Annotated in this window: 8 protein-coding genes and 1 other RNA gene; 7 read left to right on the top strand and 2 right to left on the bottom strand. The window is 52.0% G+C overall.

The features are described 5' to 3' along the window. Window positions 1-18 precede the first annotated feature (18 nt). The 7 genes from ftsA (at window position 19) to aspS (ending at window position 11,145) form a co-directional block, all read left to right on the top strand. Entirely contained in the window at window positions 19-1,257 is a 1,239-nt protein-coding gene (gene ftsA, locus AB6B37_RS09065) for a cell division protein FtsA (RefSeq protein ID WP_371395450.1), read from the top strand. Window positions 1,258-1,371: 114 nt separating this feature from the next. Further along, on the top strand, window positions 1,372-2,835 hold the full coding sequence (ftsZ, locus tag AB6B37_RS09060; protein ID WP_371395448.1) for a cell division protein FtsZ: 1,464 nt from the start codon (window positions 1,372-1,374) through the stop codon (window positions 2,833-2,835). 178 nt (window positions 2,836-3,013) lie between these two features. Then, window positions 3,014-3,970, top strand: coding sequence for a UDP-3-O-acyl-N-acetylglucosamine deacetylase (gene lpxC, locus AB6B37_RS09055; protein WP_371395447.1), 957 nt, complete (start codon window positions 3,014-3,016; stop codon window positions 3,968-3,970). A 143-nt stretch (window positions 3,971-4,113) separates the two neighbouring features. Beyond that, the gene (locus AB6B37_RS09050) at window positions 4,114-4,974 is read left to right on the top strand and encodes an outer membrane protein assembly factor BamD (RefSeq protein WP_371395446.1); all 861 of its coding nucleotides are present in this window, start codon (window positions 4,114-4,116) and stop codon (window positions 4,972-4,974) included. Window positions 4,975-4,987: 13 nt separating this feature from the next. Then, window positions 4,988-6,661, top strand: coding sequence for a DNA repair protein RecN (gene recN / locus AB6B37_RS09045; protein ID WP_371395445.1), 1,674 nt, complete (start codon window positions 4,988-4,990; stop codon window positions 6,659-6,661). Continuing rightward, complete coding sequence (gene ligA, locus AB6B37_RS09040) at window positions 6,662-9,220, top strand: NAD-dependent DNA ligase LigA (protein ID WP_371395443.1); 2,559 nt, start codon at window positions 6,662-6,664, stop codon at window positions 9,218-9,220. 104 nt (window positions 9,221-9,324) lie between these two features. After that, window positions 9,325-11,145, top strand: a complete 1,821-nt coding sequence (gene aspS, locus AB6B37_RS09035) for an aspartate--tRNA ligase (protein WP_371395441.1) — start codon at window positions 9,325-9,327, stop codon at window positions 11,143-11,145. A gap of 271 nt (window positions 11,146-11,416) precedes the next feature. On the opposite strand, the gene ssrA is transcribed toward aspS, so the two are convergent. Both ssrA and AB6B37_RS09025 read right to left on the bottom strand, forming a co-directional pair. Beyond that, window positions 11,417-11,784, bottom strand: a transfer-messenger RNA (tmRNA) gene (gene ssrA, locus AB6B37_RS09030). 78 nt (window positions 11,785-11,862) lie between these two features. Then, complete coding sequence (locus tag AB6B37_RS09025) at window positions 11,863-12,180, bottom strand: DUF2853 family protein (protein WP_371395440.1); 318 nt, start codon at window positions 12,178-12,180, stop codon at window positions 11,863-11,865. Between the last annotated feature and the right edge of the window lie 10 nt (window positions 12,181-12,190).

Below are 12,190 nucleotides of genomic sequence, written 5' to 3'. Positions count from 1 at the left end.
GGACATAAGCGCGCGGATGTGTCGGCGGTTCTTGATATCGGGAGCCACAAAGTCGTCTGCCTGATCGGGCAGCAAGACAGCAATATGGGCGTGCGTATTATTGGCTCTGGCTTTGGCGTGAGCGCGGGTCTGAAAGGCGGCGTCGTCGTTGATATGGACGCAGCAGAGGTTGGTATTCGTACCGCCGTTGAAAAAGCCGAACGCCAAGCGGGCATGGCCATTCAGTCCGTATCCGTGAACGTCTCGACCCGCAGTCTGCGGTCCCAACAAATGGAAGTGCACACAGAATTTGCCAGCGGCGAAGTGGCTGACCGTGATTTAACGCGTGTGATTGAAAGCTCGCTGTCAGAACTCGCGCAGCCAGAGGACGCCATACTCCATGCTATTCCGCTTAATTTCAGTGTCGACGGCGAAGACGGCATCCGCGACCCGCGCGGCATGTTTGGCTCTAAACTCGGGGTGGATATGCACTTTGTGCTCGCGGGTATCGGGCCGCTGCGGAATTTGGCGCATTGCGTAGAACGCTGTCATTTGCGCATAAAATCGGCCCATGTGTCGCCTTATGCAGCCGGCTTATCAGTTCTGACCGATGATGAAAAAGACTTAGGCGTGACGGTTATTGATCTTGGCGGCGGTATTACGACGTCGGCGATTTTTCGCGATAACCGCATGGTGCATGTCGATGCCATCCCGCTGGGCGGGCAGTCTATTACCAATGATGTCGCGCGCGGGCTATCCACACCGATGGAAGCCGCAGAGCGCATCAAGACGATTTACGGCTCTGCGCTGCACGGGGCTGATGATGATTATGTCAATATACCGTGCCCGCCGATGGGCGCGCAAGATACGTTGCATCACCACCCAAAATCATTGCTGACATCCATTGTGCGCTCTCGCACAGAAGAGATATTCGAGCTATTGCGGGACCGCATGACGGACGCTGGGCTTGATGTCTATGCGGGGCGGCGCATTGTATTAACAGGCGGCGGCGCGCATTTAACGGGTGTGCGAGAAATCGCCGAACAAGTGTTTAACAAACGCGTTCGTATTGGACGTCCCAACGGTGTGCTTGGTTTGCCAGAGACGATAGACGGCCCAGATTTCGCTGTAGCCACGGGCATTTTAAAAGCCCAGTTTATGGATATTGACGAAGCCATATCGGGCCCTCCCGATTTATCAGGCCGCCGTTACCGCCAACGCCGTTACTCCGGCGGCCCTGTCGGGCGGTCCCTACAATGGCTTCGTGATAATTTCTAAAAGACGGGCTGATATCGACAATAATTAACAGTTTTGCTGACTTTATTAAGACCGCCTTAACCACATTAGCCCAAATCTATAGTCACAGATTCTTAACTATAGTTGGGCCCACATATGACTATTTCCTTGTCCATGCCGAAAGCTGTCGAGCTTAAACCCCGTATCGTTGTTATTGGCGTTGGTGGGGCTGGCGGTAATGCCGTCAATAACATGATCAATTCAGGCTTAGACGGTGTTGATTTTGTCGTTGCCAATACAGATGCGCAAGCTTTGGCACTGTCCAAAGCAGATCGACGCATTCAACTAGGCGGAGGGATTACAGAGGGCCTTGGCGCTGGCATGCGTCCAGAGGTTGGCGAACAATCCGCTGAAGATAGCTTGCCAGAAATTATGGAACACCTAGACGGCGCGCATATGTTGTTTGTCGCAGCGGGTATGGGCGGCGGCACTGGCACAGGCGCTGCACCCGTTATCGCGCGCGCAGCCCGCGAACGCGGTATCCTGACGGTTGCCATCATCACAAAGCCGTTTCAGTTTGAGGGCTCTCGCCGCATGAAGCTGGCCGAGGAGGGCATTGGCAAGCTGACTGAGTGCGTTGATACTATTATCACAATCCCGAACCAGAACCTGTTCCGTGTTGCAACAGAACAAACAACAATGTCAGACGCATTTGCGATGGCTGATGAAGTGCTGAACTCTGGTGTTCGCGGTATTACAGATTTGATGGTCGTGCCGGGCCTCATCAACCTCGATTTTAACGATGTCCGCACGGTTATGGACGAAATGGGCAAGGCCATGATGGGCACGGGCGAAGCGACAGGCGAACGCCGCGCGATTGAAGCCGCCGAATCAGCGATTTCTAACCCATTGCTTGACGATGTCTCCCTCAAAGGTGCGCGCGGTGTGTTGATTAACATTACTGGTGGGTCCGATTTGACTTTGTTTGAAGTTGACGAAGCCGCTAGCCTTATCCGCGGTCAAGTTGATGAGGACGCTAATATCATTGTTGGCTCTGCGCTTGACCCAGATCTTGACGGTATTGTGCGTGTTTCTGTTGTCGCGACAGGCGTTGGTTCAGACGGTATGCGGGCCGCAACGCCGTTGCCGCCGCGCCGCGTAGAGACGCCAGAGGCACCGCGTTATGAAGCTCCAACGCCGAGCCGTGACGATGTTGTTGATACCCAAGCCTTTAGTGAGCGCAATGCCGCCCCGGTTGCCCCGATTGCACAAACGCCGCCGCCCATGCCTGTAACAGCCGCCCCTATAGTCAGCGCGCCAGACTATGAAGCGCCGCGTCCTTATCCGCCGCAAATCCAAGCGCCTGTCGCGCCGCAGCCTGCGCCTGTGGCACCGCGCCCAATTGCGCCTCAGCCTGTTGCTGCGCAGCCTGCGCCAAAGCCTGAAAAGCGCTCTGTTGTGCGCTCTCCTTTTGGCTTCTTTGGCGGGAAAAAAACACCTGCACCTGTACCGACGCCGCGCGCAGAACCGCAAGCCTCGACCCGCACGGGTGAGTTGTTTGCCGATGACCATGACGAAGAGCTGGAAATCCCAGCGTTTCTGCGTCGCGGCAACCGCTAAACGCGCGCTAACGACCTGATTTTAAAGCCGTCTTTGGTATAATCCGAAGACGGCTTTTTTATGGGTGAAAGCTTACTACTGCGTCATGACCGCTTTGTAACGTGACGTAACAAACAGAAACATGGCTTTTATTGCGGGAACAAGCCCGTGTGTTAGGGATTGTATAAGAAAGCAATCCATGACCCAAATGACACCAGTGCCATATCAAAACAAATCCAAGGTCAATCCGGTTAAACGGCAATCAACCTTAAACGCGCCAGCTGTGTGCGCGGGTGTGGCGTTGCATAGTGGGCAACATGTGCGTCTTGTTATGAAACCTGCGCCAGCAGGCACAGGCGTGGTCTTTGTCCGCACAGATATCACTGACCGAGATAACCGGATTTTCGTGCGCACGGACGCGGTGACCAAAGTTCATAATTGCACCACGATTTCTAATGCCGCTGGTGTGACGGCTGCGACGATAGAGCATCTTATGGCCGCGCTTTGTGCGTCAGGAATTGATAATGTGCGTGTTGAGATTGACGGCCCAGAACTGCCCGCACTTGACGGCAGCGCAGAACCGTTCTTCCAGCTTATCGAGCAAGTGGGTCTCGTCGTGCAGCCGGCGCAGCGGCGTTATGTAAAGGCACTGCGCGCGGTAGAGCTCAGCCTTGGGGATAGCTTTGGCCGCATAGAACCCTCAGACCGCTTAAAACTCGACGTGACGATTGATTTTGAAGACGCCGCCATTGGCCGCCAAAGCCTGTATTTCGAGCCTGATGTGCGCTCTTTCAGAGATCGCCTCGCTAGCGCGCGAACCTTCGCACGAGTTCACGAAGTTGACGCCTTGCTAAAAGCGGGGCTGTCCAAGGGCGGCTCATTGGATAATGCGGTCATCGTTGACGGCGATAAGGTGCTTAATCCCGGCGGCCTGCGTTATGCTGATGAATTTGTCCGCCATAAAGCCCTTGATTTGATGGGTGACCTCTATGTTGCGGGGCCGCTCCTCGCGAAAGTCACCACAGAGCGCGGCGGCCACGCCCTTAACCACGCGCTCCTCACCAAATTCATGGCCGACCCAGAGGCCTGGACGTTTGAGACACTACCAACGCCAGAGGCGCTACTGCACGAGGCGCAGACACTCGCGCGGGCCTAGTTGCTATTTTACAAGTTTATAGTTGTCATATTCCAGCCCAACACTGCGAAACTAACGGGATTCTCACTTTTACCTCTTGCGAAAGCCGTGTAGAAGGCTAGCACGACTCTTAACGGCGACCCTGTGTGGCCGTGAATAGACCAATGGATCGGGACGACATGCGCGCGACATCAGTTTTAAAAACCAGCCTTCTCTTGGGCACAGTCATTTTTATCAGCGGTTGCTCTGTTTTGGGCGGTGATAAGAAGGAAAAACTGGCCTATATCGAACGGCCAGCGGAGCTTATCTATAATGAAGGCTTTGAGCAGATGGAAAAGCGCGAGTTTGACCGCGCGAAATTGTTCTTCCAAGAGGTAGAACGCCAACATCCGTTTTCTAAATGGGCGCGGCGGTCTATGTTGATGACAGCTTTTGCCAATTACAGTTCTGCCGATTATGAAGAAGCCGTGGCTACTGCCCAGCGTTTTATTAGCCTGCACCCTGGCAATGAGAGCACGCCATATGCCTATTACCTGATCGCTATGTCCTATTATGACCAGATTTATGATGTTGGTCGTGACCAAGCGACGACAGTGAACGCCGAAGCGGCATTGCAACAAGTTGTGCGCCGTTATCCCGATAGTGAGTATGCACGTGACGCTCGGCTAAAGCTGGAACTAACCCATGATCACTTGGCGGGTAAGGAAATGTCCATCGGGCGGTTCTACCAAAAAGAGAACCAGCAACTCGCGGCTATTGGGCGTTTTAAAAATGTCGTGAAGAATTACGAGACGACATCACAGACCGAAGAAGCGCTGCACCGTCTGGTCGAGAGCTATGTGACCCTGGGTATTTTGGAAGAAGCCAAGCTTGTCGGCTCTGTACTCGGCTATAACTACCCCAGCAGCGTTTGGTATGAAGATAGCTATGACCTTCTGGCCGAATATGGTGTGAATCTAAACGATGAAGTGGCAAAACCACGCGGGCGCGGCTATTGGGATCGTTTGAAAGAGCGCTTGTTCTAAGGTAAACACAGCTATGCTGTCCGCTCTGTCTATACGCAATGTTGTATTAATTGAGGCGCTTGACCTCGACCTTGCGGCTGGCTTAACCGCGCTGACGGGTGAAACGGGCGCGGGTAAATCTATTATCCTCGACTCGCTCGGTATGGCGACGGGCGCGCGCTCTGATAAGGGGCTGGTGCGCGCGGGCTTTGATCACGCGCAATGCACAGCCGTCTTTGATGTCTCGCCGCTGCACCCCGCTTGGGCGGTATTAGAAGACGCGGATTTGGACATGGACCGTAACGAAGGCCTAACCTTACGCCGCCGGGTCAGTGCGGACGGACGGTCGAAGGCCTATATTAATGATACCCCTGTGGGTGTGCGCTTGCTCTCTGATATCGGCGGATTACTACTAGAGGTGCACGGCCAACATGACGGGCGCGGGCTTCTGGATGCGAGCAATCATATTCACATGCTTGATGATTTCGCCGATCACGACGGGTTATTAGCTGACGTTGCGCAGAGCTATAAAGCGCGCCAAGAGGCGGTCACCTATTTTGAAAGCTTGAAAGCCAAGCGCGATAAGGCGGTCGAAGACAGAGAGTTTTTGACCCACGCGATTGGCGAACTTGACCGCCTTAACCCCATGCCGGGCGAAGAGATAAGCTTGGCCGCAGAACGCAGTTTTTTACAAGGCGCGGAGGGGGCTTTGACAGAGCTAACGGCGGCGCAAGACGCGCTGGGTGAAGACGGCGAGTTTGAGAACCGACTGTCGGCAGCGCTTAACGGGATAGAGCGCGTGAAATCGAAAATAGGTGAGGGGTCAACGGGGGCTGCCAAACTTGATACAGCGATAGAGGCGCTAGAGCGCGCAATGCTAGAGACTGAAGAGGCGCGTAACGCCGTGTCCAATGCGGCGATGGAATTTGATATTGAACCGGGGCAGCTTGATATCGTTGAAGAACGCCTCTTTGCCTTGCGCGCGGCAGCGCGAAAATACGGCGTAGACATTACGGAACTGGCCAGTAAACGCACAGCTTTTGCGTCTGATTTAGACGACATTGATAATGTTGATGCGGTGTTAAAAGCGGCTGAAAAAGCCGTGGCGACAGCGAATAGCGAATATCAAATGGCAGCAAAAAAACTATCAACATCTCGCGCTAAAGCCTCGAAACTATTAGAGAAATCCGTGTTGACCGAATTGCCGCCCTTAAAAATGGAACGGGCGTTATTCACTGTGGATATGACTGATACCCCGCCAAGCGCTATGGGTACGGACCGCGTGCGGTTTCACGTCGCGACCAACCCTGGCACGGCGATGGGGCCGCTGGATAAAATTGCTTCTGGCGGAGAAATGGCGCGCTTTGCGCTCGCAATTAAAGTGGCCTTGGCGGGGCGCAATGATGCGGTTTTGGTCTTTGACGAAGTGGACCAAGGGGTCGGCGGAGCCGTGGCCGCCGCCGTCGGCAAACGTCTCGCGCGATTATCAGATCTGGCCCAAGTTTTTGTTGTCACCCACAGCCCGCAAGTGGCCGCCTGTGCGGCCCATCAATTCCGTATTGAGAAATCCTCCACGGGCTCTACGACAACCACCCATGTTCACCGCGTATCAGATGATGCCCGCGAAGAAGAGATTGCGCGGATGCTCGCGGGTGAAACCGTGACATCTGAGGCCCGCGCGGCGGCACGACAACTCATGGCGTCGTAAATGGTAGACGTGAATGACATGTCCGAAACGCAAGCGAAAGCACGGCTAAAAGCTATTGCGCAAGAGATGAAGATCGCAGATGCGGCTTATTATAATGATGATGCGCCGCTAATTACTGACGCGCAATATGATGCGTTGCGGGCAGAGAACACAGCGATTGAGGCCGCCTTTCCGCACCTTATCCGCAAAGATAGCCCGTCAAATACACTGGGCGCGAAACCCTCTGGCAAATTTGGTAAAATCACACATTCTGTGGCGATGTTATCGCTGGATAATGCTTTCACAGACGCCGACGTCACGGATTTCGTCATCCGGGTGCGAAAGTTTCTCAACCATCCCGATGACGCCCCGCTCGCTTTTACCGCAGAGCCCAAAATTGACGGCCTGTCAGCCGCGCTTCGCTATGAGAATGGCGTGCTAGTGAGCGGAGCGACGCGGGGGGACGGCAAAGTCGGCGAGGACGTGACCGCCAATCTACGCACTGTCGATAATATCCCTAAGACGCTGTCAGGGCAGGGCTGGCCCGATATTTTGGAAGTGCGCGGCGAAGTTTATATCGACCATGCAGATTTTGACACAATGAACGTCGCCCAAGTCGCGGCGGGCAAAGAGCCCTATAAAAATCCGCGTAACGCGGCGGCAGGGAGCTTGCGCCAGATTGACCCTGAGGTCACGCGTAGCCGCCCGCTTAAGTTTTTCGCCTATACATGGGGGGAGGTCAGCGAAGCTTTCGCAGCCACGCAGATGGAAGCCGTGGCGAAATTTAAAGCCTGGGGGTTTGATACCAATCCCGAAATGCGCCGCCACGATACGCCCGACCAGATGATAACCCATTATCACGACATAGAGGAAAAACGCGCTGCCCTTGGTTATGATATTGACGGGGTGGTTTACAAAGTTGACGATTTGGCGCTGCAAGGTGCTGATGCGTTGAAACCTACAAGTCGCGCCCCCCGTTGGGCAATAGCCCATAAATTCCCAGCGGAAAAAGCAATTACTGTCGTAGAGAAAATTGAAATTCAAGTCGGTCGAACAGGGTCTTTGACGCCCGTCGCGCGACTTATTCCTATCACAGTTGGGGGTGTTTTAGTTTCAAATGCCACGCTCCATAATGAAGACGAAATAGAAAGGTTAGGCGTAAAAGAAGGGGATAAGGTCCAAATCCAACGCGCTGGTGACGTAATCCCACAGGTTATAAAGGTTGTTGAGGACATGATGGGGGAGCCATTTAAGTTTCCTCACACTTGCCCGGTATGCGGGTCTGAAGCTATTCGTGGTGTTGACTCCAATACGGGACAGTTAGAAGCAAAACGCCGTTGCCAGAACAATTTAGGTTGCCCTAAACAACGTATTGAGGGCTTGAAACACTTTGTTGCGAGAAAGGCTTTTAACATTGAAGGTTTGGGAGAGAAGCAACTTGAACAATTCCTAGATTTAAAAATAATCTCTGAGCCCGCTGATTTATTTAAGCTTGAAAATAACAATTATGGCGATTTGTTAAGCAGCAAAGATGGTTGGGGGGAAACAAGCATAAATAATCTGTTCGCGTCCATAAATGAACGCCGTGAAATTCCATTCGATAGGTTTATTTTTGCTCTAGGTATTCCCAATATTGGTATAACTGTTGCCGAAACCGTTGCTGAAAAATACAAGAATTGGGATGAATTATTATCAGCTGTAGATAGTGTTGCCATGGAATTGCAAATGCTATGGTTTAAGCATCAAAATCGATTGGGTCAGTACAGTCTTAAGCAATTTGAAGAGTTTTTCGATGCCCTAACGGCATATACGACTGTTAATGCACTCGAATTATCGATATGGCCAGAGGTACAAGATATTAAAGGTATAGGCGGGCAATTAATACGCCTTGGAATGCGAAATTTTGCACAACAATCATCGAATTTCACAGGGTCGAAAGCCATTGAAACGGTAGAAACCGTTTTTACAAAACGCTTTAAGAATTCAGAAAAATACCCTGATAAGTTTGAACGTTTTATGGGTTACTTTGGCGATTGGTCTGCTGTTCTAAACGAAGTTGAGATTGCTTTTGCTCAGTTGGAGAGTTTTTGGAAAAGAGAGCTCGACTTAAAAACAAATAGCTTTTTGTCCGACTGGCATATCCTTTCTCGTGAAACTGAAAATACTTTGCGTAATTCTGATACGATTTGCAGAAGAATTGTCCCAATTCCTTCAATAGGACCAAGTATCGGATTGTCGCTCATTCAGTATTGTTCATCAGAGCGCAATAAAAAGCTTGTCCAAAATATTTTGGATGCAGGTGTGAAAACGGTACAAAACAGGGCTTACATAGATGTAGACCAAAGCTCTCCCGTTATCGGTAAGACTGTTGTGTTTACTGGAAAGCTAGAAAAGTTCAACAGAACAGAAGCTCAAAATAAAGCCAAATCACTCGGTGCCAAGGTCTCCGGTTCTGTCTCTGCCAAGACCGATATTCTGGTCGCAGGGCCGGGGGCTGGGAATAAGCTAAAAAAGGCGGCGGATTTGGGCGTACAGACCCTCACTGAGGACGAATGGCTCGCGCTGATTGACGGGGCGTAAGCGCGCGCAAAATGCGGCGCAGGCCTTGACTTAAACGTCCGAGAGATTAAGCCCGCCTTATATTATGACCACCCTGTTTAGGGGCCTAAAAAGGTAGAGATATCATGCACGCTTATCGCAGCCATACATGTGGCGAACTTCGCGCTGACCACGTCGGTGAAACTGTAAAATTATCTGGCTGGGTACACCGCAAACGTGAACATGCCAATGCGCTGTTTATTGATCTGCGTGACCATTACGGCATCACCCAAGTTGTGGTCTATCCCACGGCAGAATTTTACGAAGCCGCCAAGCGTTGCCCATCTGAATCTGTTATCACTGTGACGGGCGAACTTCTGGCCCGCGACGCAGAGGCCGTGAACGCTGAAATCCCTACGGGGGACGTTGAGCTTCGGGCTGATGAAATGACTATCGAGAGCGCCGCAGCACCTCTGCCACTCCCTGTCTTTGGCGAACAGGAATATCCCGAAGATATCCGCTTGACGCACCGCTATCTGGATTTGCGCCGTGAAACCTTGCACAAAAATATCCTCATGCGCGGGCAGGTGATTAACTCACTCCGCCGCCGTATGATTGACCAGGGCTTTACCGAATTTCAAACGCCAATCCTAACAGCCAGCTCGCCCGAAGGCGCGCGTGACTTCCTTGTGCCGTCACGGCTAAACCCTGGTAAGTTTTACGCCTTACCGCAAGCCCCACAGCAATTTAAGCAATTGATCATGGTTGCGGGCTTTGACCGTTATTTCCAAATCGCGCCCTGTTTCCGCGACGAGGATGCGCGCGCAGACCGTAGCCCCGGCGAGTTTTACCAGCTTGACGTGGAAATGAGCTTTGTCACCCAAGAAGATGTCTTTCAAGCGATTGAACCTGTTATGGCGGGCGTTTTTGAAGAATTTGCCGATGGCCGCGAAGTTCAAACCCCGTTCCCGCGTATTCCTTATAAGGAAAGCATGGAACGCTACGGCAATGATAAGCCTGACCTGCGCATCCCATTTGAGTTGACCGATGTGTCAGAGTTTTTCACCGATGAAGCCCTCACGGGCTTTGGCATCTTTGCCAAAATCACCAAAGGTGGCGGCAAAGTTATTGCTATTCCTGCGCCGCAAGCGGCCGCGAACCAATCGCGCAAGTTTTTTGATAATATGGACAAATGGGCCAAGAAAGAAATGCAAGCCCCGGGCCTCGGCTATGCTCGCCTTAAAGACGCAGATAGTGGTGGTGTTGATAGTCAAGATCCTGTTTTGAAAAACTTTAAGCCTGAGCATCTGGCAAAGCTTCTTGATAAAATGGGCCTTGGCGCGGGCGACGGGATTTTCTTCTCTGCTGGTAAAGCGTCTGACGCCTATAAACTCGCGGGGGCGGCACGTAACAAAGTTGGTAAAGACTTAGACCTCATCCCTGAGGGCGTGTTTAAATTTGCGTGGATTGTCGATTATCCCATGTTTGAATGGGACGAGGATAACAAGAAAATTGACTTCTCTCATAACCCGTTCTCTATGCCTCAAGGTGGTATGGAAGCGCTCGAGGCGGCAGATACGAATGAGAAAATCCTCGATATCCTCGCCTATCAATATGACATCGTCTGTAACGGCGTAGAGCTTTCATCGGGCGCGATCAGAAACCACAAAGCTGATATTATGTATAAGGCGTTTGATATGGCAGGCTACGGCCCCGAAGTCGTTGAAGACAAATTTGCCGGCATGATCAATGCCTTTAAATACGGCGCGCCGCCCCACGGCGGGATTGCCCCCGGCGTTGACCGTATTGTCATGTTGCTGGCGGGTACAGACACAATTCGCGATGTCATTCTGTTCCCGATGAACGGCCAAGCCCAAGACCTTATGATGAACGCTCCTGCCGAAGTGGACGGCGCGCAATTGCGGGAATTGGGGCTGAAATTATTGCCGATTGAACCGAAGGCGTAGAGCGAGAGCACTTGATTTAAAGGGTTGCTTTAAGACGCGAGCATCGCTTGCGGTGTGACGGTATGATGGTTGTAGCTGGCCCGCTTTCAGCGGGTTCTTCATATTTTGCCCAATTGAGTGGACTTACGCGAGAACAACTTTCATCTAACATGAAGGACGAGTTTGAATCGCCCCCTGATGTTGTCTATCCAGACCGCAAATTTTGGTGTGTCATTTTTCCGCATCGAAAAAACCTACCGCCTTCGCTTCGCTCTAGCGGTGTTTTCGATGAAGTGGTGGGTTTCTGTTGCCAGCTACCCACCGAAGCCCGCCTAGCCGTCTGAAGGGCTAGGAGTTAAAAGTCGAATTCGACTAGCTGCTTACGCGGCTAGTGCAAACTCTTCAGAGGAATTGTCATTTGCAATTACTATGATTTGGCATTTAACGATGCCAACCCGGACGAAAGCTTACATTTTTACACGTCTGTCGATCCTATTTCGGCCCCATCAAAAAGGCTCTCATATCACTATATGAGCCCTTATGGTGGAGCCGCCGGGTACCGCCCCCGGGTCCAGTCCGCTTATTATATGCGCGTTTATCGTCATAGTCGGTCAAGCCGACACAAAATATATAAGCAATGCGGAGAACGTTTACAATAGGCCATAAAAAAACCGCGCCGCCGTTTCCGGGACGCGGTTTTAAGTTACGATTAGTTTATTGCCCTAGAAGCATAAGTGGCTAGAGGTCGCCCAGCTTGCCAGCGTTATGCGCCATTAGGTAATAGAACGTCACGCGCTGCTTGTTGCGATCGCCCTTCATGGTTTCACAAACAGCAGCAATAGCGGCTTCGGCATCAGATGTGCCCATGCCGAGTTTTTTAGCGGCGTAACCGTCGCGCACGCGGTTACGTTCAGTTTCGTCCGAGCAGGATACAAGGGAGCTGTCGCGGTTAGCGAGCGCAATGCCCAAATAATTACAGATTTTCTGCACGACGGCTTCGTCGGCACCGCTGTCATAGCGTTTTACGTCTTCAATATAATCGGCAGCTTTTGCCATTGTTCGCCCT

The organism is Fretibacter rubidus (genome assembly GCF_041429785.1).
Classification (GTDB): domain Bacteria; phylum Pseudomonadota; class Alphaproteobacteria; order Caulobacterales; family Maricaulaceae; genus Fretibacter; species Fretibacter rubidus.
Note: the sequence above shows the minus strand (reverse complement) of the source record. Positions and strands in the feature narration are given on the sequence as shown.